Genomic DNA, 19207 nt, shown 5'->3' with positions numbered 1-19207 from the left:
GGCATGACGCGGATGCGCCGGGGCCGACGGCTCGCGGTCGACGTCGGGGACGCCCGGATCGGGGTCGCCTCGTGCGACCCCGACGGGATCCTGGCCACGCCGGTGGAGACCGTGCCGGGACGCGATGTCCCGGCCGCCCACCGGCGGCTCCGCCGACTCGTCGAGGAGTACGAGCCGATCGAGGTCATCTGCGGGTTGCCGCGCTCCCTCGGCGGCGGCGAGGGCCCGGCGGCAGCCAAGGTCCGCGACTTCGCCCAGGCGTTCGCCCGTTCGATCGCACCCGTTCCGGTGCGCCTGGTGGACGAGAGGATGACCACAGTGACGGCCGCTCAGGGCATGCGCGCCTCGGGCGTGAAGTCCAAGAAGGGCCGGTCTGTCATCGACCAGGCTGCCGCTGTGGTGATCCTTCAGAACGCTCTGGAGTCCGAACGGGCGTCTGGCAATCCCCCGGGCGAGGGCGTCGAAGTGGTTGTCTGATCGCGATACGGTAACGTTCCGCGCGATGCGTCGGTGGTTCGAACAAACACCGCACAGCGAAGCGAAGAGGCGGAACGTCGTCTCGCGGCTCTAGGGGATCGATGACTGAGTATGGCCGGGGCCCCGGCTCCGAACCGTGGCATCCCGAGGACCCCTTGTACGGGGACCAGGGATGGGGAGGCCGCCAGGCCGACCACGGCCAGGGCCAGTACGGCGACCAGCAGCAGTCCTATCCGCAGGACCCGTACGCCCAGCAGCACCATCACCAGCAGTACCCGCAGCAGCAGTCGTACGACCAGCACCAGCAGTACGACGCGCAGCAGCAGTACGAGCAGCCGCACCAGCACCAGCAGCAGTACGGCGCGCAGCAGCAGGACCCGTACGGTCAGCAGCCCCCGGCCCAGCCGCAGTACGACGGCGGTTGGGACTCCGGGCAGCGGGCCGCCGTACCGTACGGGGCCGAGCCCCAGGACCCGTACGCCCAGCAGCAGCCCGGCTACGGCGAATCGCACGACTACTACGGCACGCCCGAGGCCTACCCGCCGCCGCAGCCGCCGGGCCGCCGCGAGGCGCCCGAGCAGCAGCAGAAGCCGTCGACGGACTGGGACCCGGACCAGCCGCAGGAAGAGACGCATCCTTTCTTCACCGGCGCCGACGAACCGGCCGCCCGCGAGCCCCGCGACGACGACGATGACCCGGACGACGACTCCTCACGCTCCTCGCGCCGGGACCGAGGCGGCAGTGAGCGCAGGGGCGGCAAGGGCAAGAAGAAGAAAAGCCGCAACGGCTGTGCCTGCCTGGTCGTCTCGCTCGTCCTGGTCGGCGGCCTCGGGGGAGTGTCGTACGTCGGCTACACGTACTGGAAGAAGCAGTTCGGCGCCCCGGCCGACTTCGCGGGGTCGGGCACCGACGAGCAGGTCGAGGTCGAGATCCCCGAAGGCTCGTACGGCTACGACATCGCCAACATCCTGCGCAAGAAGGGCGTCATCAAGTCCTCCGACGCCTTCGTGGCAGCGCAGAACGACAACCCCAAGGGCAAGTCGCTCCAGGCGGGCGTCTACCTCCTGAACAAGGAGATGTCGGCGGCCAGCGCGATCGAGCTGATGCTCGACACGAAGAGCCAGAACCTCCTGGTGATCCCTGAGGGCACCAGGAACAGCACGATCTACGCGAACATCGACAAGCGCCTCGAACTCGAGAAGGGCACCACGGCGAAGATCGCCAAGACCAAGGCGGAATCGCTGGGCCTGCCCGACTGGGCCGATGACAATCCGGACGTGAAGGACCCTCTGGAAGGCTTCCTGTACCCGGCGGCCTACCCGGTCGCCAAGGGGTCGAAGCCGGAGGACGCGCTCAAGCGGATGGTCACGCGGGCGAACAAGGAGTACGGGAAACTCGGCCTGGAAGGCAGCGCGAAGAAGCTCGGTCTCGAGAACCCGTGGCAGCTCGTCACCGTGGCGAGCCTCGTGCAGGTCGAGGGCAAGTACAAGCACGACTTCGACAAGGTGTCACGGGTCGTCTACAACCGGCTCAAGCCGGGCAATATGGAGACGGTCGGCCGACTGGAGTTCGACTCCACGATCAACTACATAAAGGGTCAGAGCACCCTGGACGTCGGGGCTGTCGACACTCTGCGGCAAATCGACGACCCCTACAACACGTACAGGATCGTCGGCCTGCCTGCCGGCCCGATCAGCAACCCGGGTGCCGATGCCCTGCACTCGGCGCTGAATCCCACCCCTGGCCCTTGGTACTACTTCGTCTCGATCAACGAGGACAAGACGATCTTCTCGGTCACCAACGATGAGCACAACCGCAACCGGGCGAAGTACGAAGCGGAACGGAAGAAGTCGGGCCAGTGACCCCTACTCGCAGAGCCGCCGTCCTCGGCTCGCCCATCGCCCACTCGCTCTCCCCGGTACTGCACCGCGCCGCCTACGCCGAGCTCGGCCTCGACGACTGGTCCTACGACCGGTTCGAGGTCGACGAGGCGGCGCTGCCCGGGTTCGTCGAGGGGCTGGACTCCTCCTGGGCAGGGCTCTCCCTGACCATGCCGCTCAAGCGGGCGGTCATCCCGCTGCTGGATGAGATCAGCCCGACGGCCGCCTCGGTGGAGGCCGTCAACACGGTCGTGTTCACCGAGGACGGCCGACGGGTCGGCGACAACACGGACGTCCCCGGCATGATCGCCGCCCTGCGGGAACGCGGGGTGGAGAAGGTCGAGTCCGCCGCGATCCTCGGCGCCGGCGCCACCGCCTCCTCCGCCCTCGCCGCGCTCGCGGTGATCTGCGCCGGACCGGTCACGGCCTACGTCCGCAGCCGGGAACGCGGCGACGAGATGCGGGGCTGGGGACAGCGCCTCGGCGTGGACGTCCGGGTCGCGGACTGGGCCGAGGGGGCTCAGGCGCTCAGCGCGCCGCTCGTCATCGCCACGACCCCGGCGGGCACCACGGACTCCGTGGCCGCCGACGTACCGCAGAACCCGGGCATCCTCTTCGACGTGCTGTACGAGCCGTGGCCGACGGCGCTGGCCGCAGTCTGGTCGGCACGCGGCGGCGTTGTCGTCGGCGGACTCGACCTCCTCGTGCACCAGGCGCTGCTCCAGGTCGAGCAGATGACTGGACGCCCCGCCCCGCTGGCAGCCATGCGGCAGGCCGGGGAAGCCGCGATCGCGGCGCGCTGACACGTTCGACCTGATGAAGAGGCGTCCGGTTCCTGGACCGGCGGCCGGACACCGAGCACAGTCGTGGGAGGATCAAAGGCGGCGGGCCGGGGCCGCGCACCCGGTCGTGCCGTCGGATTTTTTCAGGCGCGAGCATGAGGGAGCACCTTTGAGCAGGTTGCGCTGGCTGACCGCGGGCGAGTCGCACGGGCCCGCACTGGTGGCGACGCTGGAGGGACTTCCCGCCGGTGTCCCGGTCACGACGGAGATGGTGGCGGAGGCGCTCGCCCGGCGACGGCTCGGCTACGGCCGCGGTGCCCGGATGAAGTTCGAGCAGGACGAGGTCACCTTCCTCGGCGGCGTACGGCACGGCCTCACCATGGGCTCCCCGGTCGCCGTCATGGTCGGCAACACCGAGTGGCCCAAGTGGGAGCAGGTCATGTCGGCGGACCCGGTCGACCCGGACGAGCTGGCCCAGCTGGCCCGTAACGCGCCGCTGACCCGGCCCCGCCCCGGCCACGCCGACCTGGCGGGGATGCAGAAGTACGGCTTCGACGAGGCCCGGCCGGTCCTGGAGCGCGCCAGCGCCCGGGAGACCGCCGCGCGCGTCGCCCTCGGGGCCGTCGCCCGCTCCTACCTCAAGGAGACCGCGGGCATCGAGATCGTCAGCCACGTCGTGGAGCTGGCCGCCGCGAAGGCGCCGTACGGCGTCTACCCGGTCCCCGCCGACGTGGACAGGCTGGACGCCGACCCGGTCCGCTGCCTGGACGCCGACGCCTCCAAGGCGATGGTGGCCGAGATCGACCAGGCCCACAAGGACGGCGACACCCTCGGCGGGGTCGTCGAGGTGCTGGCGTACGGCGTGCCCGTCGGGCTCGGCTCGCACGTGCACTGGGACCGCCGCCTGGACGCCCGGCTCGCCGCCGCGCTCATGGGCATCCAGGCCATCAAGGGCGTCGAGGTCGGCGACGGCTTCGAGCTGGCCCGGGTCCCCGGCTCGAAGGCGCACGACGAGATCGTCGCCACCGAGGCCGGCATCAAGCGCACCTCCGGCCGCTCCGGCGGCACCGAGGGCGGGCTCACCACCGGCGAGCTGCTGCGGGTCCGCGCCGCGATGAAGCCCATCGCCACCGTGCCGCGCGCCCTGGCCACCGTGGACGTCACCACAGGCGAGGCCACCAAGGCCCACCACCAGCGCTCCGACGTCTGCGCCGTCCCGGCCGCGGGCATCGTGGCGGAGGCGATGGTCGCCCTGGTCCTGGCCGACGCGGTCGCGGAGAAGTTCGGCGGCGACAGCGTTCCCGAGACCTCCCGCAACGTCCGGTCCTACCTCGACCACCTCCAGATCCGATGAGCGGCCCCCTGGTCGTCCTCGTCGGCCCCATGGGCGTCGGCAAGTCCACCGTCGGCGAACTGCTCGCCGCCCGGCTCGGCACCACCTACCGGGACACCGACGCGGACGTCGTCGCCGAGGCGGGCAAACCGATCGCGGAGATCTTCTACGACGAGGGCGAGGAGCACTTCCGCGCCCTGGAGCGCCGGGCCGTCGCCGCGGCCCTCGCCGGACACGCGGGTGTCCTCTCCCTCGGCGGCGGAGCCGTCCTGGACGAGGCGACCAGGGAGCTGCTGGCGGACCGCCCGGTCGTCTACCTCTCCATGGACGTGGACGAGGCCGTCCGCCGCGTCGGCCTGGGCGCCGCCCGCCCGCTGCTCGCGGTCAACCCGCGCCGGCAGTGGCGCGAGCTGATGGACGCCCGCCGCCCGCTCTACGAAGAGGTCGCCACCGCGGTCGTCGCCACCGACGAGCGCACCCCCGAAGAGGTCGCCCAGGCGATCATCGACGCACTGGAACTGCCGGAGGGCCAAGCCGCCCCCGGCGTGGAGAGCACCGGCATGACGCAGCAGAGCCCCACCCGTATCCAGGTCGCAGGCTCGGCGGGCTCCGACCCGTACGAGGTCCTCGTCGGCCACCAGCTCCTCGGCGAGCTGCCCCAGCTCATCGGCGACCGCGCGAAGCGGGTCGCCGTCCTGCACCCCGAGGCGCTCGCCGAGACCGGTGATGCGGTCCGTCAGGACCTCGCCGACCAGGGGTACGAGGCCGTCGCGATCCAGCTGCCGAACGCGGAGGAGGCCAAGACCGTCGAGGTCGCCGCCTACTGCTGGAAGGCGCTCGGCCAGACCGGCTTCACCCGCACCGACGTCATCGTCGGCATCGGCGGCGGCGCCACCACGGACGTCGCCGGGTTCGTCGCGGCCACCTGGCTGCGCGGGGTGCGCTGGGTCGCCATCCCCACCACCGTGCTCGGCATGGTCGACGCGGCCGTCGGCGGCAAGACCGGCATCAACACCGCCGAGGGCAAGAACCTCGTCGGCGCCTTCCACCCGCCCGCCGGGGTCCTCTGCGACCTCGCCGCGCTGGACTCGCTGCCGGTCCACGACTACGTCTCCGGCATGGCCGAGATCATCAAGGCCGGCTTCATCGCCGACCCGGTCATCCTCAACCTGATCGAGGCCGACCCCGAGGGCGCCCGTACGCCCGCCGGGCCGCACACCGCCGAGCTGATCGAGCGGTCGATCCGGGTCAAGGCCGAGGTCGTCTCCAGCGACCTCAAGGAGTCCGGGCTCCGCGAGATCCTCAACTACGGCCACACGCTCGGCCACGCCATCGAGAAGAACGAGCGCTACAAGTGGCGCCACGGAGCCGCCGTCTCCATCGGCATGGTCTTCGCCGCCGAGCTGGGCCGGCTCGCCGGACGCCTCGACGACGCCACCGCCGATCGGCACCGCACCATCCTGGAATCCGTGGGCCTGCCGCTCACCTACCGCGGCGACCAGTGGCCCAAGCTCCTGGAGAACATGAAGGTCGACAAGAAGTCGCGCGGCGACCTGCTGCGCTTCATCGTCCTGGACGCCCTCGGCAAGCCCACCGTCCTGGAGGGCCCCGACCCGGCCGTGCTGCTCGCCGCCTACGGGGAGGTCTCCGCGTGACCCGGAGGGTCTTCGTGCTCAACGGCCCCAACCTCGGCCGGCTCGGCTCCCGCGAACCCGACGTCTACGGGGCCACCTCCTACGCCGGACTCGTCGAGACCTGCACCGCGCTCGGCGAGGAGCTCGGCTTCGACGTCGACGTGCGCGAGACGAACGACGAGGGCGAACTGATCCGCTGGCTCCACGAGGCGGCGGACGGTTCGATTCCGGTCGTCCTCAACCCGGGCGCCTTCACGCACTACTCGTACGGGATGCGCGACGCGGCCGCCCAGCGCACCGCCCCGCTGATCGAGGTGCACATCTCCAACCCGTACGCCCGCGAGGAGTTCCGGCACACCTCCGTGGTCGCCCCGGTGGCCACCGGCACCGTCGCAGGGTTCGGCATCGGCTCCTACCGGCTCGCCCTGCGGGCCCTCGCCGACGAACTGACGGACTGACACCCGCACCGGCCCGCGTGGCCGACGGGCACTCCGCGCCCCCCGGGCCGTTCACCCTGAGACGGCCCGGGAAGGTACGGTAGCCGTCCCATCAGCGTCAGTTGCAGTTACGAGACGGAGTGGCACCGGATGCAGCACGCAGTGGGGGCCCCGCTGCCGCCGCCCCAAGGACCCGGTAACGGGCCTGCCGGCTGGTCGCACCAGGCCCAGCACCCCGGTCACCCCGGACCGCCGGGCCCGCCCCCGATACCCCCGCCGCCCCTCGCGCACGGACAGGCACCCCAGCCTCCCGCGCACGGACAGGCACCCCCGCCTCCGGCCCCGGGTCACGCGCCGCAGCCTCCCGCCCCCGGCCAGGCCCCCCAGCACGGCTGGAGCGGCACCGGACCCATCCCGCCGCCCTCCGGCGGCCAGGCCACCGGACACGTCCAGCTGCCCCCCGGCGGGCCCGTGGCGCTGCCCGCACCCCCCGCCGAGCCCGGCACCGGCGGCGCCACGCTCGCCGTGCTGCTGATCGGCCCCGCCGGCGCGGGCAAGACCACCGTGGCCCGGCTCTGGGCGGCCCGCCGCCGGGTCCCCACCGCCCACGTCTCCCTGGACGACGTCCGCGAATGGGTCTGCTCCGGCTTCGCCGACCCCCAGGCCGGCTGGAACGACCACTCCGAGGCCCAGTACCGCCTGGCCCGCCGCACCTGCGGCTTCGCCGCCCGCAACTTCCTCGCCAACGGCATCTCCTGCATCCTCGACGACGCCGTCTTCCCCGACCGCCCGGTCGTCGGCCTCGGCGGCTGGAAGCGCCATGTGGGCCCCGGACTGCTCCCCGTCGTGCTGCTGCCCGGCCTGGAGATCGTCCTGGAGCGCAACGCCGCCCGCAGCGGCAACCGCAGGCTCTCCGACGAGGAGGTCGCCCGTATCCACGGCCGGATGGCCGGCTGGTACGGCTCCGGGCTCCCGATCATCGACAACTCCACCTACGACGTGGAGACCACCGCCCGGGTCCTGGACGACGTGCTCGCCCGCTCCATCGCCTCCCCGCCCGCCTGGTAGCGCCTCCCTGGCGGCGCCCCGGCGGCCGTCCCCCCGGTCGGATGCGCTGGCCGGGCGGGGAGCCGCCCCCACTCGTACGCTCGGAGCATGTCTGAGGTGCACGCCGTCCGACGCGGGCTGCTCCGCGACCGGTGCGCCGCCGCGGGGTCCGCGGCCGCCCTGGTCTCCCGCCCCGCCAACGTCCGCTATCTCGCGGGCGGAGCGCCGCCCGGTGCGGTGCTGCTGCTCGGCCCCGGCGAGGACGTTCTGCTCTGCCCTCGCCCCCCGGCCGGTGAACCCGGCCACGGGCGGCCCGACGAGGCGCTGCGGGTCGATGTCCTGCCCGTCCCCGACGGGGACCCGGTCGTGGAGGCCGCGGGCCTCGCCGCCGCCTCGGGCGCGGACTCGCTCGCCGTGGAGGAGCACGACCTGACCGTGGCCCGGCACCGCGCCATGGGGAAGGCCGCACCGCGCCTCAGGCTGGCCGATCTGGGCTTCACCGTGGAGCAGCAGCGGATCGTCAAGGACGAGGAGGAGATCGGCTGTCTGCGCATCGCCGCGGAGATCACCGACCAGGCCCTCGGAGAGCTCCTCGAATCGATCCTGGTCGGCCGCACCGAGCGCCATCTCGCGCTGGAGCTGGAGCGCCGCCTGGTCGACCACGGGGCGGACGGCCCCGCCTTCGCCACCTCCGTCGCCACCGGCCCCAACTCCGGCCAGGGACGCCACCGGCCCTCCGACCGCCGGGTCGAGGAGGGGGATTTCCTCTCCGTCCGGCTGGGCGCGAACTACCACGGCTACCGCTGCGAGATCGGCCGGACCTTCGTCATCGGCACCGCCCCCGCCCAGTGGCAGATCGAGCTCTACGACCTCGTTTTCGCCGCTCAGCGGGCAGGCAGGGAGGCGCTGGCGCCGGGCGCCGCCTACCGGGACGTGGACCGCGCGGCCCGGCATCCGCTGGAGTCGGCGGGGTACGGAGAGGGCCTCCAGCCGAGGACCGGGCACGGTGTGGGGCTCGAAATCGAGGAGGACCCGCAATTGGCACCGACAGCCATGGGTAAACTGGACGCTTGTGTGCCGGTCACCGTCGGACCGGGGGTCCACCTCCCGGGCCGGGGCGGTGTCCGGATCGATGACACGCTCGTCGTGCGCCCCGAGGCGGACGGCGGACCCGAGCTACTCACCATGACGACCAAGGAACTGCTCGCGCTCTAGCGCGCATCCCCGGTCGTTCCACCAGCTTCAGTCCAGGAGATTCCGCAACCGTGGCTTCCACGAACGACCTCAAGAACGGCCTGGTGCTCAAGCTCGACGGAGGCCAGCTCTGGTCCGTCGTCGAGTTCCAGCACGTCAAGCCCGGCAAGGGCCCCGCCTTCGTGCGCACCAAGCTCAAGAACGTGCTCTCCGGCAAGGTCGTCGACAAGACGTTCAACGCCGGCGTGAAGGTCGAGACGGCCACCATCGACCGCCGCGACATGCAGTTCTCGTACATGGACGGCGAGTACTTCGTCTTCATGGACATGGACACGTACGACCAGCTCATGGTCGACCGCAAGGCCGTCGGCGACGCCGCCAACTTCCTGATCGAGGGCTTCACCGCCTCCGTCGCCCAGCACGAGGGCGAGGTGCTCTACGTCGAGCTGCCCGCGGCGGTCGAGCTGACCATCCAGCACACCGACCCGGGCGTCCAGGGTGACCGCTCCACGGGTGGCACCAAGCCCGCCACCCTGGAGACCGGCTACGAGATCGGCGTGCCGCTCTTCATCTCCACCGGCGAGAAGATCAAGGTCGACACCCGCTCGGGCGACTACCTCGGCCGGGTGAACAGCTAACCGTGGCTGCCCGGAACAAGGCCCGCAAGCGCGCCTTCCAGATCCTCTTCGAGGCCGACCAGCGCGGTGAGTCCGTGCAGAGCGTCCTCGCGGACTGGGTCCGGCACTCGCGGACCGACGACCGTCAGCCGCCGGTCGGCGAATTCACGATGGAGCTGGTCGAGGGGTACGCGCAGTACGCGGACCGGATCGACGACCTCATCGTCACCTACGCCGTGGACTGGGAGATCGACCGCATGCCGGTCGTCGACCGCAGCATCATCCGGCTCGGCGCGTACGAGCTGATCTGGATGGACGAGACCCCGGACGCCGTGGTGATCGACGAGGCGGTCCAGCTCGCCAAGGAGTTCTCCACCGACGAGTCGCCGTCCTTCGTGAACGGCATGCTGGCCCGTTTCAAGGATCTCAAGCCGAACCTCCGCCGGGAGCAGTGACCCCCGGCGCGGTGGCCCCTCGGGGCCGCCCGGCCACGCACGCCACGAAGGGCCCACGGTCAGCCGACCGTGGGCCCTTCGGCATACGTGCCACCGGTACGGACAAAAACACCGGGCCGGCGGCAACCCGAAGGCTCCCGCCGGCCCGGCGGCACGTTTCTGCTGTGGGGCCCGCTGTGGATGGCGGACCCGGACCTCTCGGTCTCAGCTCTCGTCGTGGGAGACCGCGCGGCGCGCGTCCGCGTCCAGCACGCCCCAGCTGATCAGCTGCTCCGTGAGCACGGAAGGCGACTGGTCGTAGATCACGGCGAGGGTGCGCAGGTCGTCCTGGCGGATCGAGAGCACCTTGCCGTTGTAGTCACCGCGCTGGCTCTGGATGGTCGCCGCGTAGCGCTGCAGCGGACCGGCCTTCTCCGGCGGGACGTGGGCGAGGCGCTCCAGGTCCAGGACGAGCTTCGGCGGCGGCTCGGCGGCCCCTCCCGGAGTCGTACCGGGCAGCAGCTCCTGCACCGGGACCCCGTAGAAATCCGCCAGCTCGGCGAGGCGCTGTACGGTCACGGCACGGTCGCCGCGCTCGTACGAACCGACCACGACGGCCTTCCAGCGACCCTGTGACTTCTCCTCCACGCCATGGAGGGAGAGGCCCTGCTGGGTGCGGATGGCACGGAGTTTGGCCCCGAGCTGTTTTGCGTATTCGCTGGACATATGGCTCCCCGGACGCTGGAACAGTGTGCGGCTCCGCCGCGTGGCTGGTAACTCACTGTGAGGTTACGCAGCGTTACTTGGATGCGTCAAGCCGGATGGTCCGGACCGGCACCTCCAGGGGGCGGGGCCAAGGCCTTACGCAAGCCCTGGTAACGTGGATGACGTAATTTCGACGTCCTTTAAGGTCCGTCCCGTGAGGCGGAGAAGGAGGTCCGTTTCTTATGGACGCACAGCACGACGACACCGGCAACGCGGCACGCCCCGTTCTCGAGGCCCCCGACATCGCCCGTGTTCTGACCCGTATCGCCCACGAGATCGTCGAACGCGCCAAGGGCGCCGACGACGTGGTGCTGCTCGGCATTCCGACGCGGGGCGTCTTCCTCGCCCGCCGGCTCGCCGACAAACTCGAAGAGATCACCGGCCGGAAGATGCCGGTCGGCTCCCTCGACATCACCATGTACCGCGACGACCTGCGGCTGCGCCCCGCGCGCGCCCTGGCCCGTACGGACATCCCCGGCGAGGGGATCGAGGGAAAGCTGGTCGTCCTGGTCGACGACGTGCTCTTCTCCGGTCGCACGATCCGCGCCGCACTCGACGCCCTCGGCGACATCGGCCGCCCGCGCGCCGTACAGCTCGCGGTCCTCGTCGACCGCGGTCACCGCGAACTCCCGATCCGTGCCGACTACGTCGGCAAGAACCTCCCCACGTCGCTGCGGGAGACGGTCAAGGTCCAGCTCGCCGAGGAGGACGGCCGCGACGCCGTGCTGCTCGGTGTCCAGCAGGCCGTTCCCGCGGACGCGCAGTAGCCCGAGCCCTCCCGTACGGCCTTTCGGGGGACGTACGGCTTGCTCCTGCGCGCCCGCATGCCTTCAACCCTCCTCCAGCCACCGGAGAACCCCAGATGAAGCGCCACCTCATCTCGGCCGCCGACCTCACCCGCGACGACGCCGTCCTGATCCTCGACACCGCCGAGGAGATGGCCCGGGTCGCGGACCGGCCGATCAAGAAGCTCCCCACCTTGCGCGGTCGTACCGTCGTCAACCTCTTCTTCGAGGACTCGACCCGGACCCGTATCTCCTTCGAGGCCGCCGCCAAGCGGCTCTCCGCCGACGTCATCAACTTCTCAGCCAAGGGCTCCTCCGTCTCCAAGGGCGAGTCCCTGAAGGACACCGCGCTCACCCTGGAGGCGATGGGCGCCGACGCCGTCGTCATCCGGCACGGAGCCTCCGGTGCCCCCTACCGGCTCGCCACCTCCGGCTGGATCGACGGAGCCGTGGTCAACGCCGGCGACGGCACCCACGAGCACCCCACCCAGGCATTGCTGGACGCCTTCACCATGCGGCGCCGGCTCGTCGGAGCCGACGTCGGCCTCGGCCGGGACCTGGACGGCCGCCGGATCACCATCGTCGGCGACATCCTGCACAGCCGTGTCGCCCGCTCCAACGTCCACCTGCTCACCACCCTGGGTGCACACGTCACCCTGGTGGCCCCGCCCACCCTGGTCCCCGTGGGCGTCGAACAGTGGCCCTGCGACGTCAGCTACAGCCTCGACGACGTGCTGGCGAAGTCCGATGCGGTGATGATGCTGCGTGTGCAGCGCGAACGGATGAACGCCGCCTACTTCCCGACCGAGCGCGAGTACTCCCGCCGCTACGGCCTGGACGGCCAGCGCATGGCGAAGATGCCCGAGCACGCCATCGTCATGCACCCCGGCCCGATGGTCCGCGGCATGGAGATCACCGCCGAGGTCGCCGACTCCGACCGCTGCACGGTCGTCGAGCAGGTCGCCAACGGCGTCTCCATCCGGATGGCCGTCCTCTACCTGCTGCTCGGCGGCTCCGACACCGCCCTGTCAACCCCCGCCCGTACCGAGGAGACCAAGTAACCATGAGCAAGATCCTTATCCGCGGTGCGCGCATCCTCGGCGGCGAGCCGCAGGACGTGCTGATCGACGGCGAGACCGTCGCCGAGGTGGGCACCGGCATCGAAGCCCCCGACGGCGCCACCGTCGTCGAGGCGGCGGGCCAGATCCTGCTGCCCGGCCTCGTCGACCTCCACACCCACCTGCGCGAGCCCGGCCGCGAGGACTCCGAGACCGTCCTCACCGGCACCCGGGCGGCGGCGGCGGGCGGCTTCACCGCCGTGCACGCCATGGCCAACACCTTCCCCGTCGCCGACACCGCCGGCGTCGTCGAGCAGGTCTGGCGGCTGGGCAAGGAGTCCGGCTACTGCGACGTCCAGCCCGTCGGCGCCGTCACCGTCGGCCTGGAGGGCAAGCAGCTCGCCGAGCTCGGCGCGATGCACGACTCGGCCGCCGGGGTGAAGGTCTTCTCCGACGACGGCAAGTGTGTCGACGACGCGGTGATCATGCGCCGAGCCCTGGAGTACGTGAAGGCCTTCGACGGCGTCGTCGCCCAGCACGCCCAGGAGCCCCGCCTCACCGAGGGCGCCCAGATGAACGAGGGCATCGTCTCCGCCGAACTCGGACTCGGCGGCTGGCCCGCCGTCGCCGAGGAGTCGATCATCGCCCGCGATGTCCTCCTCGCCGCGCACGTCGGCTCCCGCGTCCACATCTGCCACCTCTCCACCGCCGGATCCGTGGAGATCGTCCGCTGGGCCAAGTCCAAGGGCTGGAACGTCACGGCGGAGGTCACCCCGCACCACCTCCTCCTCACCGACGAGCTGGTCCGCTCCTACAACCCGGTCTACAAGGTGAACCCGCCGCTGCGCACCGAGGCCGACGTCATGGCCCTGCGCGAGGCGCTCGCCGACGGCACGATCGACTGCGTGGCCACCGACCACGCCCCGCACCCGCACGAGGACAAGGACTGCGAGTGGGCGGCGGCCGCCATGGGCATGGTGGGGCTGGAGACCGCGCTCTCCGTCGTCCAGCAGACGATGGTGGACACCGGCCTGATCGACTGGGCGGGCGTCGCCGACCGCATGTCGTTCCGCCCCGCGGCCATCGGCCGTCTCGAAGGACACGGCCGTCCCGTCTCGGCGGGTGAGCCCGCCAACCTCACGCTGGTCGATCCGGCATACCGTGGAGCCGTGGACCCCGCGGGCTTCGCGTCCCGCAGCCGAAACACCCCCTACGAGGGGCGTGAGCTGCCGGGCCGCGTCACCCATACCTTCCTGCGGGGCCGTGCCACGGTCGTCGACGGGAAGCTCGCGTGACAACACTGACCCCCCTGTACCTCCTGGCCGCCGAGCAGAAGTCGGCGGAAGTGACGGACTGGTCCGCCCGCATCGCCTGGGTGATCGGCCTGCTGGTCTTCATCGCCCTCGTCTACTGGCTGATGCGCCAGGGCTGGAAATGGCGCGGAAGCCTCCAGTCCGACCTGCCCGAGCTCGCGACGACCCCCGAGGGCTTCGCCGACGACGAGGTGCTGCTGACGCTCATCGGGCGCTACCACGCCTCCACCACCGCCGGGCAGTGGCTCGACCGGATCGTCGCCCACGGCCTCGGCACCCGCAGCCGCACCGAGCTCACGCTCACCGCACGCGGCCTGGACGTCGTACGCCCCGGCGCCAGCGACTTCTTCATCCCGGCCGAGGCCCTGCGCGAGGCCCGTCTCGACAAGGCGCTCGCAGGCAAGGTCCTCCCCGAGGGCGGCCTGCTGATCATCACCTGGGCGCACGGCGAGACCCAGATCGACTCCGGCTTCCGCTCCGACCGCGCGGCCGAGCACCAGGCCTGGGTCGACGCCGTCAACCACCTCACCAGCACCACTACGGAAGGCACCGCACGATGACGATCTCCACCCGGGGGGCACAGGCTCCCGCCGTTCTCGTTCTGGAGGACGGCCGTGCGTTCCACGGTCGTGCTTACGGGGCCGTGGGGGAGACCTTCGGCGAGGCGGTGTTCTCGACCGGGATGACCGGTTACCAGGAGACCCTTACCGATCCGTCGTACCACCGTCAGGTCGTGGTCATGACGGCCCCGCACGTGGGTAACACGGGTGTGAACGACGAGGATCCGGAGTCGGCTCGTATTTGGGTGTCGGGTTATGTGGTCCGTGATCCTGCGCGTAAGCCGTCGAACTGGCGCTCGCGGCGGTCGCTCGATGAGGAGTTGGTTGCGCAGGGTGTGGTCGGGATCAGTGGTGTGGACACGCGTGCGCTGACCCGGCATCTGCGGGAGCGGGGTNTCCGGACGGCAGCCCAGTTCCGGTTGGAGTGCGTCCCGGAGCGGGGAGCGCGCGTGGCCTGCGGGCTGGATCGATGAGGGGCAGGGACAGGGGAGGACCTCCGCTGCTCGCCGTTCTCGTTCTGGAGGACGGCCGTGCGTTCCACGGTCGTGCTTACGGGGCCGTGGGGGAGACCTTCGGTGAGGCGGTGTTCTCGACCGGGATGACCGGTTACCAGGAGACCCTTACCGATCCGTCGTACCACCGTCAGGTCGTGGTCATGACGGCCCCGCACGTGGGTAACACGGGTGTGAACGACGAGGATCCGGAGTCGGCGCGTATTTGGGTGTCGGGTTATGTGGTCCGTGATCCTGCGCGTAAGCCGTCGAACTGGCGCTCGCGGCGGTCGCTCGATGAGGAGTTGGTTGCGCAGGGTGTGGTCGGGATCAGTGGTGTGGACACGCGTGCGCTGACCCGGCATCTGCGGGAGCGGGGTGCGATGCGGGTGGGGATCTTCTCCGGTGACGCGGTCGCGGATGAGGGGGCGCTGCTGGCGAAGGTCCGCCAGGCGCCTGAGATGAGGGGTGCGGACCTGTCGGCCGAGGTCGCCACCGAGGAGGCGTACGTCGTCCCGGCGATCGGGGCGAGGAGGTTCACGGTCGCGGCGGTCGATCTGGGGATCAAGGGGATGACGCCGCACCGGATGGCGGAGCGGGGTATCGAGGTGCACGTGCTGCCCGCCACGGCGACGCTGGAGGAGGTGTACGCGGTCGGGCCGGACGGGGTGTTCTTCTCCAACGGTCCGGGCGACCCGTCGACGGCTGATCACCCGGTCGCTCTGATGCGGGGTGTGCTGGAGCGTTCGACGCCGCTGTTCGGTATCTGTTTCGGGAACCAGATTCTCGGCCGGGCGCTGGGGTTCGGGACGTACAAGTTGAAGTACGGGCACCGGGGGATCAACCAGCCGGTGCAGGACCGCACGACGGGCAAGGTCGAGGTCACGGCCCATAACCACGGGTTCGCCGTGGATGCTCCGCTGGACGAGGTGTCCGATACCAGGTTCGGGCGGGCGGAGGTGTCCCATGTGTGTCTGAACGACCAGGTGGTGGAGGGTCTTCAGCTGCTGGACCGGCCGGCGTTCAGTGTGCAGTACCACCCGGAGGCGGCGGCCGGTCCGCATGACGCCGCGTATCTGTTCGATCGTTTCGTTTCTCTGATGGAGGGCCAGCGTGCCTAAGCGCTCCGATATCCAGTCCGTCCTGGTCATCGGCTCGGGTCCGATCGTTATCGGTCAGGCCGCCGAGTTCGACTACTCCGGCACCCAGGCCTGCCGGGTCCTGAAGGCGGAGGGGTTGCGGGTGATCCTGGTGAACTCCAACCCGGCCACGATCATGACCGACCCCGAGATCGCGGATGCCACGTATGTGGAGCCGATCACCCCGGAGTTCGTCGAGAAGATCATCGCGAAGGAACGCCCTGACGCGCTTCTGCCGACTCTGGGTGGTCAGACGGCGTTGAACACGGCGATCTCGATGCACGAGCAGGGGGTGCTGGAGAAGTACGGGGTCGAGCTGATCGGCGCGAATGTGGAGGCGATCAACAAGGGTGAGGACCGCGACCTGTTCAAGGGGGTCGTCGCGGCTGTCAAGGAGAAGATCGGCTACGGGGAGTCGGCCCGCTCGGTGATCTGCCACTCCATGGACGACGTCGTCGCCGGGGTCGACACCCTCGGCGGCTACCCCGTCGTGGTCCGCCCCTCCTTCACCATGGGCGGCGCCGGCTCCGGTTTCGCCCACGACGAGGAGGAGCTGCGCCGTATCGCCGGCCAGGGTCTGACTCTTTCTCCGACCACGGAGGTGCTTTTGGAGGAGTCGATTCTGGGGTGGAAGGAGTACGAGCTGGAGTTGATGCGGGACAAGAACGACAACGTGGTGGTCGTCTGTTCGATCGAGAACTTCGACCCGATGGGTGTCCACACCGGTGACTCGATCACCGTTGCTCCCGCGATGACTCTGACGGACCGCGAGTACCAGCGGCTGCGGGATGTGGGTATCGCGATCATCCGTGAGGTGGGTGTCGACACCGGTGGGTGCAACATCCAGTTCGCCATCGATCCGGTCGACGGGCGGGTGATCGTGATCGAGATGAACCCGCGTGTTTCCCGCTCCTCGGCGCTGGCGTCGAAGGCGACGGGTTTCCCGATCGCCAAGATCGCCGCGAAGCTGGCTGTCGGCTACACCCTGGACGAGATTCCGAACGACATCACGGAGAAGACCCCGGCCTCCTTCGAGCCGACCCTCGACTATGTGGTGGTGAAGGCTCCGAGGTTCGCGTTCGAGAAGTTCCCGTCCGCGGATTCGACGCTGACGACGACGATGAAGTCGGTGGGGGAGGCGATGGCGATCGGCCGGAACTTCACCGAGGCCCTCCAGAAAGCGTTGCGCTCTTTGGAGAAGAAGGGCTCGCAGTTCGCCTTCACCGGCCCGATCGGCGACAAGGCCGAACTCCTGGCCGAAGCGGTGAGGCCCACGGACGGGCGGATCAACACGGTCATGCAGGCGATCCGTGCTGGTGCCACGCAGGAGGAGGTCTTCGACGCGACGAAGATCGATCCGTGGTTCGTGGACCAGCTGTTCCTGATCAAGGAGTACGCGGACGAGCTGGCGGCTGCGGACAAGCTCGATCCTGGGCTGCTGGCCGAGGCGAAGCGGCACGGGTTCTCCGATGTGCAGATCGGTGAGATCCGCGGACTGCGCGAGGACGTCGTCCGCGAGGTCCGGCACGCGCTCGGTATCCGCCCGGTCTACAAGACGGTTGACACGTGTGCGGCGGAGTTCGCGGCGAAGACCCCGTACTTCTACTCCTCCTACGACGAGGAGTCCGAAGTCGCGTCGCGCACGAAGCCGGCGGTGATCATTCTGGGGTCGGGTCCGAACCGGATCGGGCAGGGCATCGAGTTCGACTACTCCTGTGTCCACGCCTCCTTCGCCCTGTCCGAGGCGGGTTACGAGACCGTGATGGTCAACTGCAACCCCGAGACGGTCTCCACCGACTACGACACCTCCGACCGGCTGTACTTCGAGCCGCTCACCCTGGAGGACGTCCTGGAGATCGTCCACGCCGAGTCCCTGGCCGGGCCGATCGCCGGGGTCATCGTGCAGCTCGGCGGCCAGACCCCCCTCGGCCTGGCCCAGGCGTTGAAGGACAACGGCGTGCCCGTGGTCGGGACGCCGCCGGAGGCGATCCACGCCGCTGAGGACCGTGGCGCGTTCGGTCAGGTCCTGGCCGAGGCCGGACTCCCGGCGCCGAAGCACGGCACGGCGACCACCTTCCACGGTGCGAAGGCGATCGCGGACGAGATCGGCTACCCCGTCCTCGTCCGTCCGAGCTACGTCCTCGGCGGCCGTGGCATGGAGATCGTCTACGACGAGGCGCGTCTGGAGTCCTACATCTCCGAGTCGACGGAGATCAGCCCCACCCGCCCGGTCCTGGTCGACCGGTTTCTCGACGACGCGATCGAGATCGACGTCGACGCGTTGTACGACGGCACCGAGCTCTACCTCGGTGGTGTGATGGAGCACATCGAGGAGGCGGGGATCCACTCCGGTGACTCCGCCTGCGCGCTGCCCCCGATCACCTTGGGCGGGTTCGACATCAAGCGGCTGCGGGCCTCGACCGAGGCCATCGCCAAGGGTGTCGGGGTGCGCGGTCTGATCAACATCCAGTTCGCGCTGTCCGGGGACATCCTCTATGTCCTGGAGGCCAACCCCCGTGCCTCCCGCACGGTCCCCTTCACCTCGAAGGCGACCGCCGTGCCCCTGGCCAAGGCCGCCGCCCGGATCTCCCTCGGCGCGACCGTCGCCGGACTCCGGGCCGAGGGGCTGCTGCCGAGGACCGGTGACGGTGGCACTCTGCCGCTGGACGCGCCGATCTCCGTGAAGGAGGCGGTCATGCCGTGGTCGCGGTTCCGGGACATCCACGGCCGGGGTGTCGACACCGTCCTGGGGCCGGAGATGCGCTCCACGGGTGAGGTGATGGGCATCGACTCCGTCTTCGGGACGGCGTACGCGAAGTCGCAGGCCGGGGCGTACGGGCCGCTGCCCACCTCGGGGCGGGCGTTCATCTCGGTCGCGAACCGGGACAAGCGCTCGATGATCTTCCCGGCCCGTGAGCTGGTCGCGCACGGTTTCGAGCTGATGGCCACCTCGGGTACCGCGGAGGTGCTGAAGCGGAACGGGATCAACGCCACGATCGTGCGGAAGCAGTCCGAGGGGGAGGGGCCGAACGGGGAGAGGACGATCGTCCAGCTCATCCATGACGGGCAGGTCGACCTCATCGTCAACACCCCCTACGGCACCGGCGGCCGGCTCGACGGGTACGAGATCCGTACCGCCGCCGTCGCCCGCTCCGTCCCCTGCCTGACCACCGTCCAGGCACTCGCCGCGGCCGTCCAGGGCATCGACGCCCTCAACCGCGGCGACGTCGGCGTCCGCTCACTCCAGGAACACGCCGAACA

17 protein-coding genes and 1 pseudogene are annotated in these 19207 nt (G+C 70.3%); 17 read left to right on the top strand and 1 reads right to left on the bottom strand.

The window, feature by feature from the left end; all coding sequences use genetic code 11:
• Nucleotides 1–3: 3 nt before the first annotated feature.
• The 10 genes from ruvX (at nt 4) to nusB (ending at nt 9856) form a co-directional block, all read left to right on the top strand.
• A complete protein-coding gene (gene ruvX / locus AMK21_RS26960) occupies nt 4–477 on the top strand; it encodes a Holliday junction resolvase RuvX (protein WP_199863304.1) in 474 nt (157 codons plus the stop codon).
• 101 nt (nt 478–578) lie between these two features.
• A complete protein-coding gene (gene mltG, locus AMK21_RS26955) occupies nt 579–2339 on the top strand; it encodes an endolytic transglycosylase MltG (protein WP_073881800.1) in 1761 nt (586 codons plus the stop codon).
• Complete coding sequence (locus tag AMK21_RS26950; RefSeq protein WP_073881799.1) at nt 2336–3160, top strand: shikimate dehydrogenase; 825 nt, start codon at nt 2336–2338, stop codon at nt 3158–3160. The genes mltG and AMK21_RS26950 overlap by 4 nt, the downstream gene beginning before the upstream one ends.
• 148 nt (nt 3161–3308) lie before the next feature.
• Nucleotides 3309–4493 (top strand): chorismate synthase, encoded by a 1185-nt coding sequence (gene aroC, locus AMK21_RS26945; protein ID WP_073881798.1) that lies wholly within the window; start codon nt 3309–3311, stop codon nt 4491–4493.
• Nucleotides 4490–6127, top strand: coding sequence for a 3-dehydroquinate synthase (gene aroB / locus AMK21_RS26940; protein WP_073881797.1), 1638 nt, complete (start codon nt 4490–4492; stop codon nt 6125–6127). Before aroC ends, aroB begins: the two co-directional genes overlap by 4 nt.
• Nucleotides 6124–6564, top strand: a complete 441-nt coding sequence (gene aroQ / locus AMK21_RS26935; RefSeq protein ID WP_073881796.1) for a type II 3-dehydroquinate dehydratase — start codon at nt 6124–6126, stop codon at nt 6562–6564. Before aroB ends, aroQ begins: the two co-directional genes overlap by 4 nt.
• A gap of 129 nt (nt 6565–6693) precedes the next feature.
• Complete coding sequence (locus AMK21_RS26930; protein ID WP_073881795.1) at nt 6694–7611, top strand: Pro-rich N-terminal domain-containing protein; 918 nt, start codon at nt 6694–6696, stop codon at nt 7609–7611.
• Nucleotides 7612–7698: 87 nt separating this feature from the next.
• Nucleotides 7699–8805 (top strand): M24 family metallopeptidase, encoded by a 1107-nt coding sequence (locus AMK21_RS26925; RefSeq protein WP_073881794.1) that lies wholly within the window; start codon nt 7699–7701, stop codon nt 8803–8805.
• 50 nt (nt 8806–8855) lie between these two features.
• Complete coding sequence (efp, locus tag AMK21_RS26920; RefSeq protein WP_007453234.1) at nt 8856–9422, top strand: elongation factor P; 567 nt, start codon at nt 8856–8858, stop codon at nt 9420–9422.
• A gap of 2 nt (nt 9423–9424) precedes the next feature.
• The gene (gene nusB, locus AMK21_RS26915) at nt 9425–9856 is read left to right on the top strand and encodes a transcription antitermination factor NusB (protein ID WP_030574107.1); all 432 of its coding nucleotides are present in this window, start codon (nt 9425–9427) and stop codon (nt 9854–9856) included.
• A 204-nt stretch (nt 9857–10060) separates the two neighbouring features.
• Here the strand turns inward: nusB and bldD are convergent, their stop codons facing one another.
• Nucleotides 10061–10561, bottom strand: coding sequence for a transcriptional regulator BldD (gene bldD, locus AMK21_RS26910; RefSeq protein WP_006123181.1), 501 nt, complete (start codon nt 10559–10561; stop codon nt 10061–10063).
• 221 nt (nt 10562–10782) lie between these two features.
• Here bldD and pyrR point away from each other — a divergent pair, with 221 nt between their 5' ends.
• The 7 genes and pseudogenes from pyrR to carB all read left to right on the top strand — a co-directional run.
• Nucleotides 10783–11367, top strand: a complete 585-nt coding sequence (gene pyrR / locus AMK21_RS26905; RefSeq protein WP_073881793.1) for a bifunctional pyr operon transcriptional regulator/uracil phosphoribosyltransferase PyrR — start codon at nt 10783–10785, stop codon at nt 11365–11367.
• A 95-nt stretch (nt 11368–11462) separates the two neighbouring features.
• On the top strand, nt 11463–12446 hold the full coding sequence (locus AMK21_RS26900; RefSeq protein ID WP_073881792.1) for an aspartate carbamoyltransferase catalytic subunit: 984 nt from the start codon (nt 11463–11465) through the stop codon (nt 12444–12446).
• Between the two features lie 2 nt (nt 12447–12448).
• Nucleotides 12449–13738, top strand: a complete 1290-nt coding sequence (locus tag AMK21_RS26895) for a dihydroorotase (RefSeq protein WP_073881791.1) — start codon at nt 12449–12451, stop codon at nt 13736–13738.
• A complete protein-coding gene (locus AMK21_RS26890; RefSeq protein ID WP_073881790.1) occupies nt 13735–14316 on the top strand; it encodes a hypothetical protein in 582 nt (193 codons plus the stop codon). The genes AMK21_RS26895 and AMK21_RS26890 overlap by 4 nt, the downstream gene beginning before the upstream one ends.
• Nucleotides 14313–14711 (top strand): annotated as a pseudogene (locus tag AMK21_RS26885) (carbamoyl-phosphate synthase domain-containing protein); the annotation flags it as partial. The gene AMK21_RS26890 and the pseudogene AMK21_RS26885, both read left to right, overlap by 4 nt.
• 74 nt (nt 14712–14785) lie before the next feature.
• Nucleotides 14786–15928: a glutamine-hydrolyzing carbamoyl-phosphate synthase small subunit gene (gene carA / locus AMK21_RS26880; protein ID WP_073881789.1), complete on the top strand. Its 1143-nt coding sequence runs from the start codon at nt 14786–14788 to the stop codon at nt 15926–15928.
• Nucleotides 15921–19207: carbamoyl-phosphate synthase large subunit (gene carB, locus AMK21_RS26875; RefSeq protein ID WP_073881788.1), on the top strand; the 3287-nt coding region annotated here is incomplete at its 3' end. The genes carA and carB, both read left to right, overlap by 8 nt.

The organism is Streptomyces sp. CB00316 (assembly GCF_001905595.1).
GTDB lineage: Bacteria > Actinomycetota > Actinomycetes > Streptomycetales > Streptomycetaceae > Streptomyces.
This window is presented reverse-complemented; position numbering and strand designations above follow the sequence as displayed.

Excerpts from the sequence above, each read along its gene's own strand:
- ruvX (WP_199863304.1), top strand. The coding sequence starts at position 4 with ATGACGCGGATGCGCCGGGGCCGACGGCTCGCGGTCGACGTCGGGGAC.
- mltG (WP_073881800.1), top strand. The coding sequence starts at position 579 with ATGACTGAGTATGGCCGGGGCCCCGGCTCCGAACCGTGGCATCCCGAG.
- aroB (WP_073881797.1), top strand. The coding sequence starts at position 4,490 with ATGAGCGGCCCCCTGGTCGTCCTCGTCGGCCCCATGGGCGTCGGCAAG.
- AMK21_RS26930 (WP_073881795.1), top strand. The coding sequence starts at position 6,694 with ATGCAGCACGCAGTGGGGGCCCCGCTGCCGCCGCCCCAAGGACCCGGT.
- AMK21_RS26925 (WP_073881794.1), top strand. The coding sequence starts at position 7,699 with ATGTCTGAGGTGCACGCCGTCCGACGCGGGCTGCTCCGCGACCGGTGC.
- bldD (WP_006123181.1), bottom strand. The coding sequence starts at position 10,561 with ATGTCCAGCGAATACGCAAAACAGCTCGGGGCCAAACTCCGTGCCATC.
- pyrR (WP_073881793.1), top strand. The coding sequence starts at position 10,783 with ATGGACGCACAGCACGACGACACCGGCAACGCGGCACGCCCCGTTCTC.
- AMK21_RS26900 (WP_073881792.1), top strand. The coding sequence starts at position 11,463 with ATGAAGCGCCACCTCATCTCGGCCGCCGACCTCACCCGCGACGACGCC.
- AMK21_RS26895 (WP_073881791.1), top strand. The coding sequence starts at position 12,449 with ATGAGCAAGATCCTTATCCGCGGTGCGCGCATCCTCGGCGGCGAGCCG.
- carA (WP_073881789.1), top strand. The coding sequence starts at position 14,786 with ATGAGGGGCAGGGACAGGGGAGGACCTCCGCTGCTCGCCGTTCTCGTT.